This window comes from Streptomyces sp. NBC_00829 (assembly GCF_045161795.1).
In the GTDB taxonomy this organism is placed as follows: domain Bacteria; phylum Actinomycetota; class Actinomycetes; order Streptomycetales; family Streptomycetaceae; genus Streptomyces.
The window spans coordinates 3,565,418-3,590,303 of record NZ_CP108867.1; the positions used below are offsets into that span (position 1 = coordinate 3,565,418).

A 24,886-nucleotide genomic window follows, 5' to 3' on the forward strand; every position below is an offset into this window, starting at 1 on the left:
GGGACCCTCGGGGGCCGGACCTACCCCGACGGGCCCACGGGCCTTTGTCGCGGTGCCAGGGCACGCGAGCCCGGCAAGATCCAGACGAGAGCTAGCTGTCCCCGCCCTCGTCTATCAGCCTGCGCACCTCGCGGTCGATCACTCCGAGGCGCGCCTCCGCCACCAGCGGCACCGCCCGCCGCTGCCGCCGCGCCTCGTGGACGTCGATGTCCACGGTGACGAGCGCGGGCTCCCATTTGGGTGCCTGCGCCACCACGTTCCCGCGCGGGTCGACCACCCGTGAGCCGCCCCAGAACGACGCCCCGTTCTCGCTCCCCACCCGGTTCACGAAGACGACCCAGCACTGGAGCATCCGGGCGGTGTAGGAGAGCAGGCTGTCCCAGTAGAGCCCGGTGTCCATCGCCTCGGGATCGAGGCTCGCGGCACTGTTCGCCGGTACGAAGACCACCTCGGCCCCGTCCTGGACGGCGAGCCACGGCAGCACCGGCTGCCAGGCGTCGTTGCAGATGAGCGTGGCCGCCCGGCCCACCCCGCGCGGCAGGTCGTACGCGCGCAGCAACTGGCCGGGGCTGACGTGCTTGCGCTCCTCCCAGGCCAGATAGTTGGGCAGATACAGCTTGCGGTGGGTGTGCAGGAGTTCACCGCCGCTGTAGTACGCGCAGGTGTTGTGCGCCCGCAGAGCGCTGTGTTCGTGGAACCCGACCAGTACGTCCGCGCCGTGCGTTCCAAGGTCCAGCAGCCGTGGATCACGTGCCTCGACCGAGGTGTCCCCGCGCAGCGCGCCGAGGTGGTAGCCGTGCAGGCTCAGCTCGGGGAACACGACGAGGTCGGCTCCCTGAGCGACGGCCTGCTCGATCTGCTCCCGGGCCGTCGCGACATTGCCGTCCACGTCGCCCAGTACGCAGTCGGTCTGCGCCAGTGCCACTCGCATGCACCGAGCCTCGCACGCGCGAGGGCGATCGGGCACCTCGGGCGGCCTGGTACGGAGACAGGCCTCCCGGGCTTGTGCGCATGCACAGGCGCGCACAGGCGTACGCAGCAGGCATGCGCATGTTCACCGGCCGCCGCACAGGCACGGGCATAGGCACAGGCACGGGTACGGGTACGGGTACGGGTACGGGTACGGGTACGGGTACGGGCTACGCACCCAGGGAATGCGCGGCCCGGAGAGGAATCCGCGCGCCCGGAGAGGAATCCGGGCCCGTGGGACGTACCGGCCGCAGAGCCGGAGGGCCCGCGCGGGCACGCCCGTCCCCCCGTCAGGCGGCGCGCACGCTCTTCTTCGCCAGTTCGTACGCCGGGAGCATCCCCTTGTGCTCCTCGTTGTCGAGCCCGCCGAGATGCACGACGACCAGCCCCTTCGGCGTCTTGAGGGCGAACGCCCGCTCGTTCTTGGGCGCGTCCAGGACCTCGTCGGTGTTGACATAGGTGACCTCGGTCGCGGCGAACTGCCCCGCCTTCGTCTGTGTGTACGCCACCTTGTCCCGACTCGCCGTCTCCTTGGCGACGAACGCTTCGAGGGCCGCGCGCGGATCGGTGTGCCCGGCTGCCTCGGTCCAGACGCGGATGAAGCCGATGTTCCCGGCGGGCTTCGCGTCGATCTCACAGACAAGGGTGACGGGCCCCTGCTTGGTCAGCCCGAACGTCGGGTCGTCCTTGACGGCCTGCGGCTTCCAGCCCGCCGCGAGGTCGAACGAGACGGGCAGGGCGCACGGCGACCCCGTGCCTCCGACCGTTCCTGCCTGCTTCGCGACCGGGGTCCCCTCCCCCTGCGCGGCGGGCGACTCCCCCTTCGCGGCGGGCTTCGCGCTCGCCTTTCCCCCGTCGGCGGGGCTGTCCGGCTCCGACTCCGACGAGCAGCCGGACAGTACTCCCACCAGCAGCACGGCCGGGACCAGCCCGGAATTCACGCCGCGTATCAGACCTCGTACCACGATTCCCCACCCCTGGGTCCATTCGATCAGCAGTGATCGATCCTAGAGGTGGCCCGGAAGGCCGTCGCCCCGGTTCATCCCTGGGACGGAATGATCACCAGCTTGCCCCGCTCATGGCCCGTCTCGCTCAGCGCGTGCGCCTTGGCGGCCTCCTCCAGCGGGAAGACCTCGGCGACCGGGATGCTGAGCCGGCCCTCTGCCGCCAGCCGGACGTGCTCCGCCAGAGCGATCTCCCCAGGCTCCGTACCGCCCGCCGAGAACGTGGCGACGGGCAGCGCGGCGGCTGCCGCCCAGCCGAGGCCCGCGGGCTTGGACGAGGTGATCCGCCAGCCTCTCGGCAAGATCCAGCCGCGGCTGTCCGAGGCCCTGAACGGGCTCGTCCCGCATCTGGCCGCGGCGGAGCTGTCCACACACTGCGCGCACTCCCCGTTCAAGACGTACGGCGAGCAGGCCCTGGCGGGGCGGATCACCCCGGCCGACCTGCATCCGCTGGTCTGCACGGCGCCGCGGGCGTGGTCGGCGCTCCGTGGCAAGCCGGTCGAAGTGGCTGGTGACCAGGTCCCGCAGGGCCTGTGCGACGGCGGCGTCCGGCGCGGCGACTGCACTGTGCCATCCAGCCGTAGCGGATCTTGTAGTCCAGCGGATCTCGCCCGTGGGCACCGCAACCGGGTGATCGCACAGGAGCTGCACATCAGCGAGTCGACGGTGAAGTTCCATGTCGCGAACATCCTGACCAAGCTGGGCGTTGCCTCACGAGGCGAGGCGTCGGCGCTCTTCCACGCGGTGGCCCGACGGCCGGGGCTGCGTCGATCGGGGCCGTTGTCGGACCCGGCTGCGACACTCGCTCCCATGAGCGAACGATGGGCTCTGGCTGCGGCGGAGGGCGACGGCGCACGGCTCGTCCCCCTCGGGCCCGACGGACTGCCCGCCGGGCCCCTCCGGTACGAGCCCGATCTCGCCGAGGCAGTTCGCTCCCGACCCGACGTCGGCCGCTGGGTCTGGCGCTCCACCGCCGAGATCTACCCCCGGCTGCTGGCCGCCGGGGTACGTGTCGAGCGGTGCTACGACATCGAGGACGCGGAGCAGCTTCTCCTCGGCCACGAAGGACGGCTCGGGGAGCCCCGCTCGGCGGCGGCGGCCTGGGCCAGACTGCACCATGCGCCGGTCCCTCCCGACCCGCCGCAGCGCGCGGCCGAACCGGGCTCGCAGTCCTCGCTCTTCGAACCTCAGCCCGTGGCCGTACCGCTCGAATCGCTTCTGGAGGTCTACGCCGAACAGCAGCGGCGCCACGACGCCGCGGAGCATCCGGGGCGGATGCGGCTGCTGACGGCCGCCGAGTCGGCGGGCATGCTGGTGGCCGCGGAGATGAACCGCGCGGGGCTGCCCTGGCGGGCGGACATGCACCGGGACGTACTGCACGAGCTGCTGGGCGAGCGCTATGCGGGCGGCGGCGAACCACGGAGACTGGCCGAGCTGGCGGACGAGGTGTCGGCGGCCTTCGGCCGGCGGGTGCGGCCCGATCTCCCGGCGGACGTGGTCAAGGCGTTCGCGCAGGCAGGGATCAGGGTGAAGTCGACCCGGCGCTGGGAGCTGGAGGAGATCGGCCATCCGGCGGTGAAGCCGCTCATCCAGTACAAGAAGCTGTACCGCATCTGGACGGCGCACGGCTGGAGCTGGCTCCAGGACTGGGTCCGGGACGGCCGCTTCCGCCCCGAGTATCTGCCCGGCGGCACGGTCTCGGGCCGCTGGACGACCAACGGCGGCGGGGCGCTCCAGATCCCGAAGGTGATCCGCCGGGCGGTGGTCGCGGACGAGGGCTGGCGTCTGGTGGTCGCGGACGCCGACCAGATGGAGCCTCGGGTGCTGGCCGCGATCTCCCGCGACCCGGGCCTGATGGAGGTCGCGGGGCATGACGGCGATCTGTACTCCGCGCTGTCCGACCGGGCGTTCTCGGGCGACCGCGACCACGCCAAGGTAGCCCTGCTCGGTGCGATCTACGGCCAGACCTCGGGCGACGGCCTGAAGAACCTGGCGATGCTGCGACGCCGGTTCCCGCTCGCCGTGTCCTATGTGGACGAGGCCGCACGGGCGGGCGAGGAGGGCCGCCTGGTGCGCACCTGGCTGGGCCGCACCAGCCCGCGGGCCGCCGGGTCGGGGGAGGACGAGGAGGCGGGAATCCCCCAGGAGAGCGACGAATCCCCCTCCACGGAGACGGAGTTCACACCCGGCTACGCCTCGTCGAACGCGCGGGCGCGAGGCCGCTTCACCCGTAACTTCGTGGTGCAGGGCAGCGCGGCGGACTGGGCCCTGCTGATGCTGGCCGCGCTGCGGCAGGCGACCGCGGGCATGCGCGCGGAGCTGGTCTTCTTCCAGCACGACGAGGTGATCGTGCACTGCCCGGCGCAGGAGGCGGACGCGGTCGCGAACGCGATCCGCGCCGCCGGCGAACTGGCCGGGCGGATCGCGTTCGGACAGACGCCGGTGCGGTTTCCGTTCACGACGGCGGTGGTGGAGTGCTACGCCGACGCGAAATGAAACACCGGCTTTCCTCCACGATCCTGAGGAAGGCGGCGTTGTCTTCGACCTGGCCCGCACGGCCACCGTGCCCGCGTTCATCGCGTCGGCGGTCTCCTCGATATCGCCTGCCGCCGCCTCCTCGGCGACCGCGCCTGGGACGCCCTGGTGGGCCGCATGTACCGCTGACCGCGGCCACGACGGTCCCTGAGCGCGCGTCAGGCGCCGGTGCGGACTGCGGCGGGGAGATGATCCCTCCATGAATAAGATCATCCTGATGTCCGATCCTCTCGTCGCCGCAGCGACCGTCCGGGAGTGCGGTGAGCCTCTCGTCGACGTCCGCTCCACCGAAGCGCCACTGCTGGTGGACGCACGCAAGAAGGACGAGGCAGGGGCCTTCTCCCACGTCCGGGAAGGGCTCCTGAGCCGACTGCTCCACGCACAGACACTGCTGCCCCAGGGGCTGCGCCTGCTGTTCGTGGAGGGCTACCGGCCCCCGGCGGTGCAACGCCACTACTTCGAGGAGTACGCGGACCAACTGCGCGCCGCGCACGCCGAGTGGAGCGACAGCGAGATCTATGTGGCCGCCAGCCGCTACGTCTCTCCCCCGGAGATCGCCCCGCACAGCGCCGGAGCGGCCGTCGACCTGACGCTCGCCGACGAGGACGGCCGCGAACTCGATCTCGGCACCCGCATGAACGCCGATCCGGAAGAGAGCGCGGGCGCCTGCTACACCCACGCCGACAACATCAGCGCCGCCGCTCGCGCCAACCGGGAGATCCTGGGGGCGGCCCTGGCCGAAGTCGGCCTGGTGAACTATCCGACGGAGTGGTGGCACTGGTCCTACGGAGACCGCTACTGGGCCATGACGACGGGGGCTGCCGCCGCGGTCTACGGCCCGTGGGACTTCGACTGAGCCCCGCCCGGCCGACTCCGACCTAAGGCGCTCACGGGCGGGGCCGCTGGAACCCGTCTGCCGCACGGCGCGGGACGGAACCACAGCCTCCCGCGCTCAGAGGGCCGGGAAGAGCAGCGCGAAGAAGAGCCAGAGCAGCACGGTCCAGAAACGCCGCCGCAGCCAGCGAGACAAGATGGGAACTGCGCCGCCTCCGCACCAGGAACGGGAAGAGCACCAGAGCGGCCCAGTAGCCTGCCACGTCGATGGAGATGCGGGCGGCCTCGCCAAGGGTCCCGGCCCGCCCTGCGGCGAGGTGGCGCAGCGGTCGCCGGGAGGCGAAACCGTACAGGCCGAAGGCGACGGGGAAGAACCACAACGGGGTGAGCTGGAGGACTCCGCGAGACGAGATCCGGTTTCCTGCGAGCGGGGCCGCAGGACCGTCCTCCGGGCTGCGGGCACGCTGCGGCGCCCTTCCTGAAGAGGTCCCCGGCAGGCCGTCACGACACCCCTCACACGGAGGCTGCGCGCCGAAGCGTTGGGGCACCACGTCCTGGCCTGGGTGGACCGAAACCGAAAGGTTTTGCTGCGCCGGACCGTGACGTGATGGCGGAACTTCGCCGTACCGAAGGGTCCTACGGGTGCGATACCGAAGTCTTTGCCCGGAGCCGCGGTGCTGGGTTGTGAAGTCGTAGCCGCGCTTGATCACATAGGGCTTCGGGGGTTCGGCTGGCGGCTGGTCGCCGACGCCTCTTCCGCCGAGCGGGAGAAGGACTCGACCGGCACGTGCGGCTTCAGGCCTGGAGCCATCAGCGGCAGGGCGCAATCGCCGGACGGCGATCACTCACGTCTCTCACCGACCAGAGCGACGAGGTGGGCCACCGACTGCGGCACGTGCGCGGACACGAGAGCCGGGCCTGACGCCACGGTCTGAGCCGATGCGATTCCCGCCGGTCGCGCACGAGTCGCGCACCGGCGGTTCCGCTCGGACCCACGCCACCGAAGATTCACGTATCACCGTCCCCGAGCGATCCAGGACGGTGCGATCCACGAGGAGTCACAGGCTTTGAATGGCGCAGATACCGCCTTCGTATTGATCAGTGCCGCGCTCGTCATGTTGATGACGCCCGGCCTCGCATTCTTCTACGGCGGCATGGTGAGGGTGAAGAGCGCCCTCAACATGCTCATGATGTCCTTTATCTCGCTCGGCATCGTCACCGTGCTGTGGGTGCTCTACGGGTACTCGCTCGCCTTCGGTGACGACCTCGGGGGCGGGCTGTTGGGCAACCTCGACCACATCGGCCTCAAGGGAATCACTGCCGAGACGCTCACCGGTGGCAAGGAGGGCATCCCGGTCTTTGCCTTCGTACTGTTCCAGCTGATGTTCGCGATCATCACCCCGGCGTTGATGAGCGGGGCAGTGGCCGATCGCGTGAAGTTCAGTGCCTGGGCGCTCTTCATCACCCTGTGGGTGTCGCTGGTGTACTTCCCCGTCGCGCACTGGGTGTGGCAGGCCGACGGCTGGCTGTTCAAGCTCGGGGTGATCGACTTTGCGGGCGGCGCAGCGGTCCACATCAACGCGGGTGTCGGGGCGCTCGCCGTGGTGCTCGTGGTGGGCAAGCGGATCGGGTTCAGGAGCGAGCAGATGCGCCCCCACAGCCTGCCCCTGGTGATGCTGGGCGCGGGTCTGCTGTGGTTCGGCTGGTTCGGATTCAACGCCGGCTCCGCCCTCGCGGCCAACGGCACGGCGGCCAACATGGCACTGAACACACAGGTCGCCACAGGTGCCGCGATGCTCGGATGGCTGGCGTACGAGCGGATCCGGAACGGGGCCTTCACCACGGTGGGTGCCGCGTCCGGGGCGGTCGCCGGCCTGGTGGCCATCACCCCCTCCGGCGCGCACGTCAACGCCTTCGGCGCGATCCTCATCGGTGTCGTGGCGGGTGTGCTGTGCTCCTGGGCGGTGAATCTCAAGTACAGGCTGGGTTACGACGACTCGCTGGATGTCGTCGGTGTCCACCTGGTGGGCGGTCTGGTCGGCACCCTGCTCGTGGGCGTCCTGGCCATCGACGGCCTGGGTGGTCTGGCGCAGCTGGGCAAGCAGGCGGTCGGTGCGTTCTCCGTGATGGGGTTCTCCTTCGTCGTCACCTGGATCCTGGCGAAGATCGTCGAAGTGACGATCGGATTCCGGGCGGTCGAGGACGACGAGACCTCCGGTGTCGACCAGGCCTTCCACGCCGAGACCGCCTACGACTTCAGCGCGGCGGGCAGCTCCTCGGCCGAGCACACCGTGGTTCCCGCCTCCGGCACGATGGTCAATGCGTGAGCTCACCACGGCGGTTGTGGACGTGTTCCCCGTGATCCGCATCGGTGAACGCGGACCCGGCGCTCTCTGAAGCCGGAACAACCCCAAGCGCCCGGCACCGGGCTCGGGTGAACCAGGATGGTGCCCGGTACGGCCATGACATCGGCCGTACCGGGCACCACTTGCGTTTCGTTCGTCTGGAGCCCGGTTCGTACCGGGGACGTCCACGGTGCGCTCGCTGTGCCACAGGCCGCCGCCAAAGGCGCCCCGTGCCGGTAGCGGGAGCACCGCGGTGCGGCCCCCGCCAGGGAAGTCACCCTCGCACCGGCCACGGGTCGTGCACGGATACGCCCCACAACTGCCAAGGGCCGCCCCGGCGTTGATGCCGGGGCGGCCCTGGTGGTTCGGAACTGGCAGGTCAGACCTGGCCGGCCTTCTCCAGTGCGGCGCAGCAGGTGTCGACGATCAGGCGTGTGACGACATACGGGTCGACGTTGGCGTTCGGACGGCGGTCCTCGATGTAGCCCTTGCCGTCCTGCTCGACCTGCCACGGGATACGGACCGAGGCGCCGCGGTCCGAGACGCCGTAGCTGTACGCGTCCCACGGGGCCGTTTCATGCAGGCCCGTCAGGCGGTCGTCGATGCCCGCGCCGTAGTTCTTGACGTGGTCGAGCGGCTTGGAGCCCTCACCCAGCGAGTCGCACGCGGTGATGATCGCGTCGTAACCCTCGCGCATCGCCTTGGTGGAGAAGTTGGTGTGCGCACCGGCGCCGTTCCAGTCGCCCTTGACCGGCTTGGGGTCGAGGGTGACCGAGACGCCGAACTCCTCGGCGGTGCGGTAGAGCAGCCAGCGGGCCACCCACAGCTGGTCGGCGACGTCCAGCGGGGCGAGCGGGCCGACCTGGAACTCCCACTGGCCGGGCATGACCTCGGCGTTGATGCCGGAGATGCCCAGCCCCGCGGCGAGGCAGCGGTCGAGGTGCTTCTCGACTATCTCGCGGCCGAAGATCTCCTCGGCGCCGACACCGCAGTAGTAGCCGCCCTGCGGGGCCGGGAAGCCGCTCTCGGGGAAGCCGAGCGGGCGGGCTCCGTCGAAGAAGGTGTACTCCTGCTCGATGCCGAAGATGGGTGCCTGCGCCGCGAAGCGCTCGGCGACCGGGACCAGCTCGGCGCGGGTGTTGGACACGTGCGCGGTGCCGTTGGTGTTGACGACCTCGCAGAGCACCAGCACGTTGTCGCCGCCGCGGATCGGGTCCGGGCAGGAGAACACCGGCTCGAGGACGCGGTCCGAGGCGTGGCCCTCGGCCTGGTTGGTGCTGGATCCGTCGAAGCCCCAGACGGAGGGCTCCGCTCCTTCGGCGAGGATCTTCGTCTTGGAACGGAGCTTGGCGGTCGGTGAGGCACCGTCGATCCAGATGTACTCAGCGCGGTAGCTCATGGCTCATTTCTTTCCTGGAGGGTCCGGGGCAGGAAGGCCCTGTCCCGTTGTGGTGGGGGTGATGGCCGGCTCGGATCCGCCGGGACCTTTCAGTACGGCGGATTCCTGCAGCGCGGCTGGTCGGTGGGTACGGATTCGTCCGGAATCCGTGGGGGTCAGGCGGTCTGCTTGCCGGCCCGGGGAGTTGCCACGGCGGCGGGATCGGCCGCCCGCCTCAAAGCCTCGATGACCGTGGTGTGGCGGCCACTCTCCGCGTCGCTGAGAGGAGTCCCGCCCCACCGGTCTGTGGCTGCCAGGTCGGCGCCCTGCTCCAACAGATAGGTGACGACGTCGAGATGCCCCTCGGAAGCTGCCAGGTGGAGGGCTGTACGACCGTCGTAGTCGCTGGAGGAGGATGCGACTCCCGACGCCAGACAGGCACGTACTCCGTCGGCGTCGCCCTTGCTCGCCGCCCAGAGGAGCTGGATCGTTCCCTCGATCGCCGTCTGGTTCTTCTGCAGCCGCGGGTCGCGCTTGCCCTGCCGGTCGTCTCCTACGAGGGAGTCGTACACGTGGAAGTTGTACTTGGCAACCAGTTGCTTGCAGAACTCGATGCCGCGTACGGAGTTTCCCAGCGCGTCGAGGCGGGGCGACCAGATGGCGATCCCCATGACCTGCGGGATGACGAGCATGAGGGCCCCGGACACCCCGCTCTTGGCCGGCAGGCCGATGGTGAAGGCGAACTCACCGGAGTAGTCGTACATGCCGCAGGACGACATGAGGGAGAGGCACTTCTGAACGGTGCCGGTCGAGAAGACCCGGTCGCCGGAGAGGGGCACGACGCCGCCGTTGGCGAGGGTGGAGGCCACGGAAGCCAGGCCAGCGGCGTCGAGTTCGACCGAACAGCACTGGAAGTAGAACTCCAGCGTCTCGATCAGGTTGACGCCGGCCGGGAAGGCGCCGTGCTCGCGCATGAAGTAGCCGAGGGCGAAGTTGCGGTCGGCCGTCTGCCGCTCGGAGAGGTAGACGGCGTTGTTGAATCCGACGGGGCTGCCGCCCGACAGCCGCCGCCAGGTGTCCGCGACGTAGTCGAATCGGTCGGCGATGTCGAGTGACGCCTCGATGAGCGAACAACTCATGATGGCACCGGAGTTGATCATCGGATTGTGGGGGAGACCGTTCCCGTTGACCGACAGTTCGTTGAACCCGAGTCCGCTCGGCTCCCGTCCCACGTGCTGGTGGACCACCTCGGCACCGTGCCCCTCCAGCGTGAGGCAGTAGTTGATCGGTTTGCAGACCGACTGCACGCAAAAGCTCTCGCCGAAGTCGCCGAGCGTGAACCGCTGCCCGTCCACCGTGCAGACCGCGATGGCGAACTGGTCCGGCGGCACCCGCTTCAACTGGGGAATGTAGTCAGCCACATGGCCGCGCTTGTCGGGCAGCAGACTCTCGTAGATCTCGGTGATGTCGGCCACCAAGGAGGGAAAGTCCGGGATGACGAGCTCACCGGTGATGGCACGGGCCAGCAGCCGTCGGTTCCGCTGGCACAGCTTGGTGAACCGTGCCAGGTCCAGCCGTTGGTCGTCGCCGTCCGACGCCTCCAGCGAGGCCCAGATGTCCCTGATGCGCGGATCTTCGGGAGTGATGCCCGCCTGTCGGAGTCGCTCCATGATCTCGACGCGCGAGATGCACCCCTTGGCATCCTTCTTGAAGGAGTCGAACAGCTCCCGCACTCCGCCGAGTTCGTCGTCTGTACTCTTCCCCGCCGCCCGCCGCACGGCGTCGGTATCAGGGGTGCTGCTGGAGCTCCTCACTTTGGCTTCGCTCCCCGTTCTCCCCATGGCGTACCTGCTTTCGTTCGCATGCGCTGCTTGCTCCCCCTGGAGTGGCCCGAGCGGCTGGACCATGGCGGCAACGGGACGACGCGCACGAATGCGCAGGAATTCCCCGAAATGCAGCCTGGAGCGGCGCTGTTGCCGACAGCGAGGGGATTGCCTTCCAGCTGTCCGGGGAAGCGCTGTTGATGGATCTCACTTCATCAACGTCGGCGCGGTACGTGCAAGCCAGAAACCACCGTGCGGCCAAACCCTTGGGTGTCCCGGTCGACACCCCGGTCAACACCCTCGGTAGGCACCCTCTGCGGGCACCCGGTCCCCTTCGGTTCGTCCGGGGACCGGTGACACGCAGTAACTCGGCACCTCTGAGCATTTGGACTTTCCAGCACATATGCCGAGCACTGCCTGCCCGCCACCACGGAGCGTCACCATCGGTGCAAAAACCGGTACGTGACGGCAGGTCACCCTGACCACAGTGGAGGGCAGTGGTTGGTGAAGCAAGACAACGGGGCGACGACCGTGCTGCTTGGACGAAAACGAGACACGCCGCACCACCGGGTGAGCCGACCCGAGCTGCCGCCCCCGGAACGGCGGTGATCGTGCGCGGGGCCGGCCGGATGGCCGGGCGGACGTGCCGCCCTGGCGCTCCGAGGCCGCGCGGGCCCATGCCTCCCTGAACTCACTCTCGCCCAGGCGTGGGGCTACCGGAGTTCACCGGGGTGGCACTCCGCGCTCGTGGAGTCATCACGGGGGGCTCTGCGGGCGTGGGATTCCCCTCTGGGGTGACACGCTGGGCACAGACAGGGCTGCCAACAGCGCACTGAACATCACCCGCTGAGCCGTAGTGACAGCCGCTCTACACAGCACTGCCATGCGAGCACAGCGCGCGGCGGCAGATCTACTGAAGTCATACGTGTCTCTGGCTCTAGCAAGGAGCCCGAACAATCCAGTCCTGGCCAGTGACGCGGTGGCTGTGAAGACCTTGGTTGCCCGCCAAGTCGAGGAGGCATACAGGGCCGCCCTCCCGTCGGAGTTGCAGTTCGCCCTAGCGGACCCGTCCAGTGACGTGGTTTGGCGCCCACGCCCATACGAGCCCGCCGGATACGGCTCGTATCTATTCCGGTGGGAACCATGCCCGGCCTGCCCAGCCTGGGGAGACATGTACGGGCACCTGGAATCTGGCGGGTGCAGCGATGAGGAGTGCACTAAGGCCGGATCTTCCTGCTGGGAACACGATGAGGAGCCGCCAACTACGGCACACTCACAGGCGTTCACGTGCCCGACGCGCTGCCTGGCGCTGGTCACCGAGCAGGAGTTGGAAGCGGCCTCGGTACGGATCTTCCGGAGACAGTGGCCGCCGTGTACCGCTGCGCGCGGGCGTGGCCGACCGACGCCGTGGGCCAGGTGGGCCTCCGAGGCGCCTCAGGCTCACAGGCCGTGTTCGTCCATCAGCCGCATCAGGTTCCGCTTGCGTTTCTGGGCGGTGCGCAGGGCGGTGACGTACGCGGTGAACTCGTCCTTCGGTGTGCCCAGGAGGCGGTGGCAATCGCGGATGCTCAGCAGCAGGCTGACAAGCTTCTCGTAGAACGCGTTGCCGGTCTGCTTGGTCAGCGGCTCGGCCAGCCGCAGGTAGACCCCGAGCGCGTCGGCGGGACGGGTGGCACGCGCCTGGTCGGCGAGAGTGAGCCACTGCCGGTCGTGGGCGCCGGCTTCGCCGACTGCCCGCCAGGCGGCGTCGACGTCCTTGTCGTCGAGCAGGGCGTCGACCAGGACGGAGCCGCCGTACCAGCCTTCCTGCCGCCGCCCCGCGTCTGCGCGCAGCAGGGCCAGTGCGCCCTCACGCTCGGCAGGCCAGCAGTCCGCGGCCCGGGCGGCGGCGCGCAGCTGCTGGTACGCGAGCAGGGTGCGGCGGGCGCCGAAGTTGTCGCGGCGCAGGGCGACGGCATCGGGAAGCCGACCGCCTTGCGCGTAACGGTCGCAGAGGTAGTCGACGAGGGCGGTGTCGACGGCGGAGAGTTCCCGGGCGTCCCTGGCTTTCCCTACGCCGCGTTCCGCCCAGCGCAGGGCCTCGTCGGGGCGCCGGGCGGTGTCCAGCTCGCGGGCGATGACCAGATGTGTGTGGCCGTTCGGTGAGAGGTCGGCCGCGTGCACGGCGATCACCGCGTCGATGTCGCCTCCTGCCTTCGCCAGGCGTTCCATCAGGTGCTTCTCCGCCCAGCTGCGGCGGTTGCCCCGCCACGCCTCGACTGCCAGCTTCCGCAGGACGGCCATCCCCTCTTCGCCGAGAACGTCCTCGTAGTCGAGCGGATCGATGTCGGTGAGGCCGTCCAGGTCGCCGAGCGCATGGCCGACCAGCCAGCGCGCGAGCTCCTCCGGGTCGGAGCGCGCCGCGCGGCACGCGTCGAGATGAGCGTCGGCGAGGTCTGCGCCCACCTGTCCGAGCCAGCCGTCGGAGTCGTCGACGCTCTCCACCGCCTGGCCCAGTAGCCGCATCGCCTCCCTCGACAGGGTGATCGCGTCACCGGCCCGGGCCGAGCCGGTCAGCCCGCAGATCGCGGACACCGCCTCCCCGGCCTGGTCGGCGAAGGCGCGGGCATCGGCGTACTCGACGTATCCGTACTGCGCGTACGCGCCGATGTCGAGCAGATCGCGGATACGGGCCCTGACCGCGGCGAAGTCCCCGCGGGCGCTCGCGGCCCTCAGCTCCAGACGGCGCCGCAACTGCCGGTCCTCGCCGATCTGTTCCCGTAGCAGGGCGAGCAGCTCGGCCTTGGGCAGGGCGGACAGCCACGCCTCCAGGTTCTGTGTTCGCCCCCGGGCCGCCTTCCGCTGCTGCGGCAGGCTCTCCCGCTGGGCGAGCACCGTCAGGCCGAGGGCGACGAGATGCTTGCAGAAGTTGCCCTCCAGGCCGTAGGGGCAGTCACACTCGCCGGACAACCCGCCGGGCCCGTCCAGGGCCAGCTCCACCTCGTACCGCTCGGTGCCGTTGACGCTCGCGGTGACCCAGCCGTCACCGACCTCGACGCCGGATACCGCATCGAGATAGCCGAGCCCGCGCTCGTAGGAACGGGGTCCGGCCAGCGTCTTGAGGTTCGCCTCGGTGAGGCCGCGCATACTTTCTTTCCGCCCTGCTGGGGTTGTGCACTTGACGTGCTGTCAGCCTAGTGGCGGCCAAGGGGGCGGAGCGACGACTTCGACGGGTTTGACCTCCAACTCGTCCAGTGCCAGGGGTGGTCAGCCGGTCACGCTGCCCTCCCCAGATCCCCCGGTCAACCGTTTGTCCCCTCCACCACGCGGTGCCCATCGACTGTCACGTAGCGGGGCGAGGAACCGGACGTGCGCCCGGCAGACGGCGCCGCAGCAGCCGCCGACGTACTGAACCCGAGAACAGCGGCAATGCCTCATACGACAGCCATGTCGGACAGGGCTCTTGCTGTACGCATGCGCGTTATCCCTTCCGTCGGGTGCCCGGGTCGTCGAACCGGGCAGCGGAACACTAGTTCGATATCACTGGCATGCGGGGTGCTCCCTGCGGACATGACCAGAACGCGTCAGCCTCACCTGCACGGGCGTCACCTTTCGACTCAAAAGAGCCAGGGATCGGTGGTCACGGCACCCTGGACACAGAGCGGTTTCAGCCCGTCCGGTTGCGGCGCCTCCGGACCGCGGTGCGGAGGCGCCGGCCGGGGGTGTCGGTGGCATGACTTACTCTTCACTTACTCGCCACACGCGGCGCACGAGTCATGCACAACAGCCGTTGCTCTGCTGCCAGTTGCGCGCGGTGGCACCCATATCTCTCTCGTTCCGGGGGTTCGAAATCAGCGTGCGTATGCGCACTCTCCCTGCCGCCACAGCACTGGCGGTCCTCTTCAGCTCTGTCGCGCTCACGGTCGCACCCGCGTCCGCGGACACCAACGGGCCCATCGCCGTCTCGGATGCGGACGACACGGTCGTCGACGGCGTCCACCACCGGCTGTACTTCAGCGACAGGTACCAGGACAAGATCGTCGTCACCGACTACAACGGCAAGGTCGTCACCTCGCTGACCGGTCTTGCTCAGGTCCGGGACCTCGAACTGAGCCCGGACTCCGGCACGCTGTACGCGGCGCTCTACGGCGCCGACAAGATCGTCGCCTTCGACACGGCGACGCTGACGCAGACCGCCGAGTACCCCACCGGCGACAAGACCATCCCCTCCCGGCTCGCCCACACAGACGGCAAGCTGTGGTTCGGCTACGGCGACCAGTGGGACTCCGGACTCGGCGTGATCGACCTGACCGCCCAGAAGCCCACTGCGAAGCTTGACCTGGCGGCCGGTCACGACTGGGCCAGCCCGCCCATGCTCTACGCCGACCCCGACAACCCGGGAACGCTGCTCGCACTCGACGGGCACATCAGCTCCGCCCCGATCGTCGTCTACGACGTCTCCTCCGGCACACCCGTCATCCGCGTCTCCGCCAACAAGGGCGGCTTCTACAAGGACGCGGCCCTCACCCCGGACGGCCAGTCGGTCGTCGTGGCCGGGCCCGGGAACCGGGCGCTCACCGAGTACCGGCTCTCCGATCTCAAGCAGGTGCGCACCTACCCCGTGGCCGACGAGCCGGAGACGGTCAGCGTCGCTGCGGACGGTACGGTCGCGGCAACCGTGCTCGATACAGGCGACCTCGGCGACACCTACGTCTTCACCGGCGGCCCCGACCAGCCTCCCAGCGTACGCAACCTGTCGCGCACCTGGATGCCCTGGGGCGGGCACTCGACGAACTGGTCGCCCGACGGCTCAAAGCTGTTCGTGCTGAGCGAGTCCCGCGAATTCACTCAGTTCCATGCCGTCGACGAGCCCCGCAAGTATCCAGGCACGCTGGAGGTCGACGCCCCCACCCGCGCCACCCGCGGCAAGGCCCTCACCGTCAAGGGCACGCTCGCCTCCACCGTGCCACTGCCCGCCGGGACCTCGCTGACCGTCACCCGCACCGACATGGAGTCGCCGGGGGGCACCTCGCTGGACACCAAGCCCCTTGGCACCGGCGGCACGTTCTCCTTCACCGACACCCCGCCGGCCGGCGGCCAGGTGACGTACAAGGTGAGCTACGCGGGCGACGCGACGCACACCCCGGAGACCGCCTCCGACACGGTCGCGGTCTCCCGGGCCACCCCGGTCCTGACGCTGAACAACAACGGCAAGGTCTACCCCAACGGGACCAAGGTCACCTTCACCGCGCACCTCGGCCCCACGTACAAGAACCGCACGGTCGAGATCTGGACCGACCCCTTCGGCGACGACGCCCCGAACAAGCTGGTGAAGACGGGCACGGTCAACTCCAGCGGCAACCTGTCGGTCCCGGTGGCGATGTTCCGGAACACCACGGTCACCGCCGTGTTCAAGGGCGACGCACGGTATGCGGGCAAGACCCTCAAAGTCGCGGCGCAGGCCCGGGTGAGGCTTGCGACATCGCTGTCCAACCACTACAGGACCGGCAAGATCGGTTCCACGACCTACCACTACTTCCGCAAGAACAAGAACGTCATCTCCACGACGACGATGAGCTACTACAAGGGCCGCAGGCAGCAGCTCGAACTTGAGGTGTACTTCCAGGGCAAGTGGTACGACGGCGCCACCGAGTACTTCACGCTCGCCGCCAACGGGAAGTCGGCCGTGAACCTGGGCAAAGCCGGCAAGGCAGGCGTCCGCGCCCGGGTGCGGTCGTCGTACATCAATGGCGACCTGGGGGACAGGGCGAACGCCACGACCATCGGCGCCTGGAAGTACATCTACTTCACCAACTAACCAGGTGCGACAGGCCGAACCAGGCAGGCCCCCGCACATGCGCGGGGGCCTGCCCCTTTTATGAATTCCCAGGTGCCAGACGTTGAGGTTCCGGGGCCAGCGACAACCGCGGCCCGCCACACGTTTCTACGCTGTGGTTCCGTAGCCGTCAGCGACCTGCCGCCGACCAAATGGCCACGCCCAGGGCTGCCACCCCGGTGAGCGTACTGATGGTGGGGAGCGGCCACCTGGCTCGTTCGAGGGCCGTGACGCGGGCGTCGAGTTCTTCGAGTCCTCGGCACGGGCACTCCGGCCCGTGCCTCGTTCGCCCCGTAGCGGGGCTGGCCTCCGCGGCCGGGCCGCTCCCCCGCGAACCCGGCCGCAGAATCTGTCTACGCCCAACGGGAATCGGCCGGGCCGGCGGTATCGCCCTGCCCACTGATCCCGCGGGAACCGTCCCAGTTCGGGTCCCCGGGTGCCGCCCCCCAGTTCGGATCACTCTGCACTGTTGCCGCTGCCGACGACCGCGGGAGTCACTGCCACTCCAGCCGCCAGCCGGTCCCGGCTCAACGCCAAGCGCTGAAGCCGGGCCGGCTGAGAGAGACGAGCTTCCGCAATCACAGCGGCTGTCGATCCTTGCCTGGCGCCCCGAACACACCGGCCAGTTCCTCGACTCCGCCGTCCACGACCGGCTCTACCCCCTCTGGCACCTCATCGCCTTCCACGGCTTGCGCCGCGGCGAGTCGTGTGCCCTGTCTTGGGGCGAGGTAGACCTCGACGAAGGCATCATCCACATCACTGAGCAAATCGTCGCCGTCACGTACGAGCCGTACGAGGACACCCCGAAGACCGACCAGATCCGCGACATCACCCTCGACCAGGACACCCTCGACCTGCTGCGCTGGTGGAAGGCCCGCCAGGAAGCCGAGCGCGCAGAGGCCCTGGAGAACAACAGGCCCTGGGAGAACTGCGGGCGGGTCTTCACCCGCGAGGACGGCACGGTCTACCACCCGCAGTTCTTCTCCGACCGCTTCGAGCGGCCCTACAAGAAGGCCGACCTGCCCCCGATCCGCCTGCACGACCTCCGCCACGGCGCCGCTACCATCGCCCTCCTGGCCGGCGTCCACATCAAGGTCGTCCAGAAGAAGCTCGGCCACTCCTCGATCAAGGTGACCGGCGACATCTACACCAGCGTCCTCGAAGAGGTCGAGAAGGAAGCCGCCGAAGCCACCCTCGCCGCCGTCCCCCGAGCACGAAAGAAGATCCTCCGGGAGCACGAGGAGGACGACAGCACGACCGAGGAAGCCGCGGAGGAAGAGCAGACCGACGGGGACGAAGGCACGGCCGCGGCAGCCGCCTGACGTACCCGCACACAGCCGACGGGCGAACCCAGGACCTCACATCCTGGGCTCGCCCGTTTCGTATGCCTGCTGGCGTCAAAGCTGGTCGCCGGGGCCTCCCGGCACACAACGGCCTAACTCGAGTCCCGCGACGCTCCCAGCCGCGACGAGACCGTCATGAGCGGTCTGCTGATGCCATCTGCACGGCGGCGGCTGGCACTTGACCTGCCGCTCCCAAAACCGCATCCGGTGATCGTTCCGCGCCGCGTCCCCGGTACGTCCCCGGAAGACACGCTTCGCTCACGCAAGAGGCTCTGTGACCTCACAGCCGCAAGCTCCCGAAGATCACGAAAAAGCAAAAGCCCCAGGTCACGGCGAGTGAGTCCTGGGGCTTCCACAGAGCCGCCTTCGGGATTCGAACCCGAGACCTACGCATTACGAGTCAGCACGTGATCATCACGATCTTGATCAACATGACCTGATTCTCGGGAACGTTGCAGGTCAGGGTGGGTGCGGGTGGCCGCCCTCGCTCGGCCTTGCCGCATCGTTCCCGATCCTTCCGTTCCCACCAGGTTCCCATCCGTTCCCGTGCGCCGGGCCCAGGAACGTGATGAGCGGCAGCGTCGCTGGTCGGAGTGGGGGCCGAACTGGGGAGCTTCGCACCGGCATCGAGATGAACGCGGGCTCGCTTCCCCTACGCCCGAGGTCGAGCCAGTGACCGTTTCGCAGGTCAGCCGCGCACCGGTAGCTTAGCCTCGATCCACCGACGTGTTTTTGGAAGTGATCTCCTGACCGGTTTCGGGCCGCTTTCGGGTCGGCGCTTGGGCGTGGGCGGGTGGTAGCCGCTGGTCTGCCCAGCTTTTCCACGTTCGGTTCCGGTTGGCCCTGGCGGGCGGGATGGGCAAGGACTGTCAGGCCGGTGCGGGTGGGCCGTGGACCGTGTCGAACAGGTGCGTCCAGGCGTGTTGCCAGGGCCAGTTGTTCGGTAGGTGCAGGGTGATGCGCCGTGCGGAGCGGGCGATCCGGGCCGGAATCTGGACCAGGTGGGCGCGGAGGGTGGCGGTGGTGGCCTTGGCATGGAAAGCGGAGGTCAGCGAGCCGGTGGCCCGCAGCAGGTTGTAGGTCATCGCCCACAGGGTGAGCCAGGCCGCGTTGGCGTTGAAGTGTCCGGAGGGCAGGTGGGCCAGGGCGGAGGCTTTGCTGTCGGCGATGACCTGCTCGACGACGGCGTGGTGGCGGTGTTCGCGTTCGGCCTGGAGGGTCGGTGCGGGCTGGTCGGTGAAGAACGGGTGGTGGCGCCAGACGGGGAACAGTTCGCCCTGCTTGCCGATCACCGGGGGTTTGGCCAGGTCGCGGACGCGGCGCACGATCAGCCGGGCGGTGACCTGTTCGCTCTTCTTGCGGCCGGCGAAGGCGGTGTAGGCGGGTATCTCGGCGACTTCGGCGTCAAAGATGAGCTCTCCGGTGTCGGGATCGGGCACAGCGGTGGGGTAGGTGATCTGCTGCCATGCGGTGTCGGGGATGCTGTGAACGGCCCGTTTGACGGACGGGTTCATGCCGCAGGTGAGGGAGAAGCGGGCACCGGCCCGGCGGCAGGCGGCGATGACCCCGGCGTTGTAGAACTGGGAATCCGCGCGCAGGATGCGCAGGCCGGTGCAGCCCGCTTCCACCGCGGTGGCCAGCGCCTCGCTGACGTACTTCGGGGCGCCGCGGGAATCGGCCGCTTTGCCGCGGCGCATCCGCACGGTGGCGATCACCGGCCGCGAGTGCGGGGTGCAGATCGTGGCGAGCAGGGGGTGCAGGGTGCGGATGCCCTTGAACCGGCCGTACTCGGCGCCCTGCTTGGTACGGCCGTAGACGCGTTTATGGGTGGAGTCGACGTCGATGAACGCCTTGTCGCCGGCGCCGGGCAGCAGCGGGGTGTGCGCGGCCAGCACGGCCAGGAACCTGCGGTGCACGGCATGGAGCTGGAGGGCGTGACCGTGGGTGAACGCGCGCAGGAACGTGCCCAGCGTGGACGGGGCACGGATACCGCCGAACAACACGGGCATCGCCCCGTGCCGCAGCACGTCCAGGTCGTCGATGCTGTCCGCACCCGCGACCATCCCGGCCACAATGCTGGTGACCTTGGCGTCCGCCCCCGCACCCGCGCCGTTCTTCGCCCCGGTCAGTTTCACCTTCTCCGTCACCAGCCGGGACAGACCGCACCGCTCGGCCAGCCGCATCACCGGGACCAGCCCGGCATGCGCGATCAGATTCGTGTCATCGAACGCGGCGGACACCGCCGAAGCGGCATGGGAAGATTGCATCTCGCGGATGTTCTCTTGCTCTGTGGATATGGAACCGTAGGAAGTCCCATCATCCCAGCTCAGAGGGCATCCGCGTCTTCATGTCCAAGCCCTGGACCGGCTATTGCTCGGTGGATCGAGGCTTAGCGTGCGCATACGAGAGTTGTGGCGGGTGCCACAGGAGCCACGTTCGGAGCGGCGACGTCAATGTGCCTCGGAAGGGGCGGCTGCCCGCGAGGGCGCGGTGGGGATCCCGGAGACGGGCGGGATGTACCGCGTGGCGATCGAGGACGTCAGTGCCTGGACCATGGGCGACTTCAGCTACTCCGATCACTGACCCCCGCCGCGTCGAGAAGCCGCCGGTATGCGGTGAGGGTCCGACCGGCGTATTCCGGTCGGGCCCTCATCGCTGTTTTGGTGGCGGCTCGCGCCTGCCCGTCGGTCAGGCTGCCGCGGGGGCGCCGAGCATCGCGGAAGCCTGTTGGAACGGGTTGAGGACGCGCGTGGGCGCGGCGGCCTGGGGAAGGCCGCGGCAGGTGAAGCCGAGCTGGGTCATGGCCCGGAGGACTTCGCCGGCGCTGAAGTCGCGGCGGTCCTGGCGTGTGACGACCTGGCCGACCTGCTTGACTGGGTAGGTGCGGCGGCCGATGATCACGGACTCGCCGAAGACCTGCTCGGGCCTGATGCCCTTCATCGATTCCAGGACGCCGCTCTTGGTGAGGTCGAACGGGAAGCGGGCGATGACACAGCGCATGATGCCTCACAAGGAGAAGAACGAAGGGGGATGGTTCTGCCGCGGTGAGGCGGTTCAGCCGGCAAGGGCGAGGACGCCCAGAGCACTGCCTTGTTCGTCGACGACAGGCGAGGCATCGAGGCGGCGGCCGCGGCCATCGTGGTCACGGGCGAGGTGAACGGCCGGCGGTCGCCGAGGATGTCGCGCAGCTGGACCCGGTCCGTGTACGCGGAGCTGTCGCGGACTGCGGCGAGCTGGGCCTGGGTGACCAGTTGGGTGCACAGGCCGTCGTTGTCGCAGACGAGCAGGTACCCGGTGCGGGCGCTGTCCATGACGGACAGGGCGACCTCGATGGTCATGTCGTCGCAGACCCGCGGTGCGCCTGTGTCCATGGCGTCGGCCGCCGTCCTGTGTACGGGGGTGGCATTCGCCGAGCGGGGCTGCATCTGAACCAGCGTCAAAACGTGCCTCCTGCAGAGATGGGTCAGTTTCCTGATCACGAAGGTTCTAGGCCGCCGCATCGAAGGAGGACTGCCGCACGGTCACGCGCCGGGCAGCCGATGCGGGGCTGCGTCGGCCGCGTGAGGCCGCGCTGCGCTTACGCCGTTCGGCCACCGGCGCGGTGATCGTCACGGGGATGCCGGAGGGGGTCTGGGCGCCGGTGATCCGGCTGAGTGTCTCTTCGCCGGAGCGGACCTGGGTGGTCTGGGGCACGATGCCGGCGGCCGTCATGAGGCGGGTCATGTCGCGGCGCTGGTTGGGGGTGACCAGGGTGACGACGCTGCCGGACTCGCCGGCCCGCGCGGTACGGCCGCCGCGGTGGAGGTAGTCCTTGTGGTCGGTCGGCGGGTCGACGTTGACGACGAGGTCGAGGTTGTCGACGTGGATGCCGCGCGCCGCGACGTTCGTCGCGACGAGCACGGTGACGTGGCCGGTCTTGAACTGGGCCAGGGTCCGGGTGCGCAGCGGCTGCGACTTCCCGCCGTGCAGGGCGGCGGCCCGGACACCGCTGTTCAGCAGGTCCTGCGTCAGCCGGTCGACGGCGTGCTTGGTGTCCAGGAACATGATCACCCGGCCCTCGCGCGCCGCGATCTCCGTCGTCGTCCGGTGCTTGTCGGCGCCGTGGACGTGCAGCACGTGATGCTCCATCGTGGTGACCGCGCCTGCGGACGGGTCGACGGAGTGGACGACCGGATCGGTGAGGTAGCGGCGGACCAGCCGGTCGACGTTGCGGTCGAGGGTGGCGGAGAACAGCATCCGCTGGCCCTCGGGGCGGACCTGGTCCAGGAGTGCGGTGACCTGGGGCATGAAGCCCATGTCGGCCATCTGGTCGGCCTCGTCCAGGACGGTGATCGCGACCTGATTGAGTCGGCAGTCGCCGCGGTCGATGAGGTCCTTGAGGCGGCCCGGCGTCGCGACGACGACCTCGGCGCCGCCCCGCAGCGCACTGGCCTGCCTGCCGATCGACATTCCGCCGACGACGGTGGCCAGGCGCAGCTTCACCGAGCGGGCGTAGGGGGTGAGTGCGTCGGTCACCTGCTGGGCCAGCTCACGCGTCGGCACGAGGATCAGGGCCAGCGGCTGGCGGGGCTCGGCGCGCTGCCCGGCGGTACGGGCCAGCAGGGCTAGGCCGAAGGCGAGGGTCTTGCCGGAGCCGGTGCGCCCGCGTCCCAGGGCGTCGCGGCCCGCGAGGGTGTTGGGCAGGGTCGCGCCCTGGATCGGGAACGGGACGCTCACGCCTTGCGCGGTGAGCGCGGCCAGCAACTGCTCGGGCATGTCGAGGTCCGCGAACGCCTCGACCGCGGGCAGCGCGGGAGTGATCGTCTTCGGCAGGGCGAACTCGCCCTGGACCGCTGCGGGCCGCCGGCCGTGGCCGCCAGAGCGGACCGGAGCGCCTGAACGGCTCGGGGCGGGCGAGCCGAAGCGGCCGCCCCGCCCCGAACGGGCGCCGGAGCCGAAAGCGGGGCCGTCGGTGCGGCGGGGGCGGGAGGAGCGGCCGTTCGTACGTGTGGGATTCATTGAGAACCTTCCTTGATACGGCACGCATCAAGGAATTCCCGCAGCGGAAGAGCAGCGCGGGGAATCACAAGAACGGGCCGAATAGAATGCGAATCTGGTTTGCAGTGAACCCAGTGCGGGATGCAGGCAATGAAATGGGTGACATCATGTGGACGTGAAATCCCGGACGTCGACCGGTACAGCTCCGGAAAGGCGCGCATCCCTGAGCATGGGGCTGCGGGCAGAGTTGTCCCACAGGTGACACCGCTGTGGGAAATGTCCGTAGCTGGGGCCCGCACCCCGAGGGATGCGGGCCCCAGCTACGAAGTCCGCGTCAGCGTCAGGCGGGAGCGATGTTCTCGGCCGTCGGGCCCTTCTGGCCCGACGCGATGTCGAAGGTGACCTTCTGGCCTTCGAGCAGCTCACGGAAGCCCTGGGCGGCGATGTTCGAAAAGTGGGCGAACACGTCGGCGCCCCCGCCGTCCTGCTCGATGAAGCCGAAACCCTTGGCCGCGTTGAACCACTTCACGGTGCCTGACGCCATGTCATATCTCCTTTGGGGCAGTACGCCGGGACCCGCGATGCGCGGATACCGGGTCGCCGCGATGATGCCCCGTCCGGAAAGAGACCGGCAATACAAAAAGCTTCCAGTTGCCGGAAAATACCGGCGAAGGAGCTCGAGATTTTTTGGGAACCACAACTGCAACTGAGATCGACAGTAGCATGCGGTAGCGGCCCATGTGCGGTAAATAACTCCACTCCGTTGGTTGCCATAAAAACACTCCCCGCACTGCGCGTTAAACCCTCATCTCGCGGTCATAGATATTGCCCCACCCGGACCGTAGCGTTTCAGGAAAGGCGGGCGCCGCTCAGGGCTCGGAGGCACAACTGCTCCGGTGGCACCATCTCGCCCGGCGTCGGCCCGTAGCCGGTCTCGACACAGATCGGGGGCGCGGTCAGGAGATGTTCAGGAAGATGGCGATGTAGTGCGCGGTGAAGGCTGCCACGGTCAGCGCGTGGAACACCTCGTGAAAGCCGAACCAGCGGGGTGAGGGGTCGGGGCGCTGGAGGGCGTAGACGACTGCGCCCGCGCTGTAGAGGAGACCGCCGGCCACGATCAGGGTGAGTACGGCCGCTCCGCCGGTATGCAGGAAGTCGGGCAGGTAGCGCACCGGTGCCCACCCCAGGGCCAGGTAGCACGGGGTGTACAACCAGCGCGGAGCTCCGACCCACAGGACCCGGAACGCGATGCCGGCCAATGCGCCCGTCCATACGATCCACAGCAGCATGGACCTCTGGTCCGGCGGCAGGAGAAGCACAGCCAGGGGGGTGCAGGTGCCGGCGATGATCAGGAAAATGTTGGCGTGGTCCAGACGTCGCAGAAGAGCCTCTCCGAGCGGTCCCCAGGTGCCGCGGTGGTAGATGGCGCTCGTTGCGAACAGCAGCCAGGCGGTGACCGCGTACACGGCGCAGGCCCAAGTCGCCTGCGGGGTGCCGGCCAGGCAGATGAGTACGATGCCTGCGATCAGCGCGGTGGGGACCATTCCGGCATGGAGCCAGCCACGCAACCTCGGCTTGATCGGTTCTGCCAGGTCGGCCGCCTGCTCCACCAGAGCGGCAACCGAGTGACCCTTTTCTCCTGCATCGTCACATCGTGGCCCGGGGGCCAGCCCGACTTCGCGGTGTTCTCCACACTCTGAGGCGACGTGGCCACATTCGACCTCAGCGGCGTCACGGCACATGGCTTCCCGTCCTCCCCCGGACTCCTGGGCGTCACTGGCAATCATGCGCTCATGCTAAGAGACCTCACAGGACAGCCCTTTCGAGAGGCCGGCCTGAAATCCGGGCCCAAGTCGCCGGGCC

At 68.9% G+C, this 24,886-nt stretch carries 16 protein-coding genes and 1 pseudogene; 5 read left to right on the forward strand and 12 right to left on the reverse strand.

All coding sequences use genetic code 11. The features are described from left to right. Nucleotides 1-91: 91 nt before the first annotated feature. The 3 genes from OG293_RS15365 to OG293_RS15375 form a co-directional block, all read right to left on the reverse strand. On the reverse strand, nucleotides 92-931 hold the full coding sequence (locus tag OG293_RS15365; RefSeq protein WP_405999354.1) for a nitrilase-related carbon-nitrogen hydrolase: 840 nt from the start codon (nucleotides 929-931) through the stop codon (nucleotides 92-94). Nucleotides 932-1,259: 328 nt separating this feature from the next. Beyond that, nucleotides 1,260-1,910 (reverse strand): lipoprotein, encoded by a 651-nt coding sequence (locus OG293_RS15370; protein ID WP_405999355.1) that lies wholly within the window; start codon nucleotides 1,908-1,910, stop codon nucleotides 1,260-1,262. A gap of 98 nt (nucleotides 1,911-2,008) precedes the next feature. After that, nucleotides 2,009-2,275: a zinc-binding dehydrogenase gene (locus OG293_RS15375; RefSeq protein ID WP_405999356.1), complete on the reverse strand. Its 267-nt coding sequence runs from the start codon at nucleotides 2,273-2,275 to the stop codon at nucleotides 2,009-2,011. Between OG293_RS15375 and OG293_RS15380 the strand changes: the two genes are divergently transcribed. The 3 genes from OG293_RS15380 (at nucleotide 2,253) to OG293_RS15390 (ending at nucleotide 7,669) form a co-directional block, all read left to right on the forward strand. Next, entirely contained in the window at nucleotides 2,253-4,469 is a 2,217-nt protein-coding gene (locus OG293_RS15380; RefSeq protein ID WP_405999357.1) for a bifunctional 3'-5' exonuclease/DNA polymerase, read from the forward strand. The two genes, OG293_RS15375 and OG293_RS15380, sit on opposite strands and share 23 nt — an antisense overlap. A 238-nt stretch (nucleotides 4,470-4,707) precedes the next feature. Next, nucleotides 4,708-5,364: a M15 family metallopeptidase gene (locus OG293_RS15385; protein WP_405999358.1), complete on the forward strand. Its 657-nt coding sequence runs from the start codon at nucleotides 4,708-4,710 to the stop codon at nucleotides 5,362-5,364. A 1,045-nt stretch (nucleotides 5,365-6,409) separates the two neighbouring features. Beyond that, nucleotides 6,410-7,669, forward strand: a complete 1,260-nt coding sequence (locus tag OG293_RS15390; RefSeq protein WP_405999359.1) for an ammonium transporter — start codon at nucleotides 6,410-6,412, stop codon at nucleotides 7,667-7,669. Nucleotides 7,670-8,066: 397 nt separating this feature from the next. Here OG293_RS15390 and glnII read toward each other — a convergent pair whose 3' ends face one another. The 3 genes from glnII to OG293_RS15405 form a co-directional block, all read right to left on the reverse strand. Beyond that, nucleotides 8,067-9,086, reverse strand: coding sequence for a glutamine synthetase (glnII, locus tag OG293_RS15395; RefSeq protein WP_405999360.1), 1,020 nt, complete (start codon nucleotides 9,084-9,086; stop codon nucleotides 8,067-8,069). Nucleotides 9,087-9,241: 155 nt separating this feature from the next. Next, nucleotides 9,242-10,879, reverse strand: coding sequence for a glutaminase A (glsA, locus tag OG293_RS15400; protein ID WP_405999361.1), 1,638 nt, complete (start codon nucleotides 10,877-10,879; stop codon nucleotides 9,242-9,244). 1,449 nt (nucleotides 10,880-12,328) lie between these two features. Next, nucleotides 12,329-14,014, reverse strand: coding sequence for an SWIM zinc finger domain-containing protein (locus OG293_RS15405; protein WP_405999362.1), 1,686 nt, complete (start codon nucleotides 14,012-14,014; stop codon nucleotides 12,329-12,331). Nucleotides 14,015-14,729: 715 nt separating this feature from the next. Here OG293_RS15405 and OG293_RS15410 point away from each other — a divergent pair. Beyond that, nucleotides 14,730-16,685: a YncE family protein gene (locus OG293_RS15410; RefSeq protein ID WP_405999363.1), complete on the forward strand. Its 1,956-nt coding sequence runs from the start codon at nucleotides 14,730-14,732 to the stop codon at nucleotides 16,683-16,685. A 209-nt stretch (nucleotides 16,686-16,894) separates the two neighbouring features. Next, the gene (locus OG293_RS15415; protein WP_406003605.1) at nucleotides 16,895-18,025 is read left to right on the forward strand and encodes a tyrosine-type recombinase/integrase; all 1,131 of its coding nucleotides are present in this window, start codon (nucleotides 16,895-16,897) and stop codon (nucleotides 18,023-18,025) included. Between the two features lie 890 nt (nucleotides 18,026-18,915). Here the strand turns inward: OG293_RS15415 and OG293_RS15420 are convergent. From OG293_RS15420 to OG293_RS15445, 6 genes and pseudogenes are all read right to left on the reverse strand, one after another. Further along, entirely contained in the window at nucleotides 18,916-20,313 is a 1,398-nt protein-coding gene (locus tag OG293_RS15420; RefSeq protein WP_405999364.1) for an IS1380 family transposase, read from the reverse strand. A gap of 421 nt (nucleotides 20,314-20,734) precedes the next feature. Beyond that, nucleotides 20,735-21,046 carry an SCO5918 family protein gene (locus OG293_RS15425; protein ID WP_405999365.1) on the reverse strand — a complete coding sequence of 104 codons (312 nt, stop codon included), beginning with the start codon at nucleotides 21,044-21,046 and terminating at the stop codon, nucleotides 20,735-20,737. 54 nt (nucleotides 21,047-21,100) lie between these two features. Next, a pseudogene (locus OG293_RS15430) lies at nucleotides 21,101-21,486 on the reverse strand (hypothetical protein). 46 nt (nucleotides 21,487-21,532) lie between these two features. Further along, nucleotides 21,533-23,044 carry a DEAD/DEAH box helicase gene (locus OG293_RS15435; RefSeq protein ID WP_405999366.1) on the reverse strand — a complete coding sequence of 504 codons (1,512 nt, stop codon included), beginning with the start codon at nucleotides 23,042-23,044 and terminating at the stop codon, nucleotides 21,533-21,535. 319 nt (nucleotides 23,045-23,363) lie between these two features. Further along, the gene (locus OG293_RS15440) at nucleotides 23,364-23,567 is read right to left on the reverse strand and encodes a cold-shock protein (RefSeq protein ID WP_405999367.1); all 204 of its coding nucleotides are present in this window, start codon (nucleotides 23,565-23,567) and stop codon (nucleotides 23,364-23,366) included. Between the two features lie 412 nt (nucleotides 23,568-23,979). Continuing rightward, entirely contained in the window at nucleotides 23,980-24,765 is a 786-nt protein-coding gene (locus OG293_RS15445; RefSeq protein ID WP_406003606.1) for a hemolysin III family protein, read from the reverse strand. Between the last annotated feature and the right edge of the window lie 121 nt (nucleotides 24,766-24,886).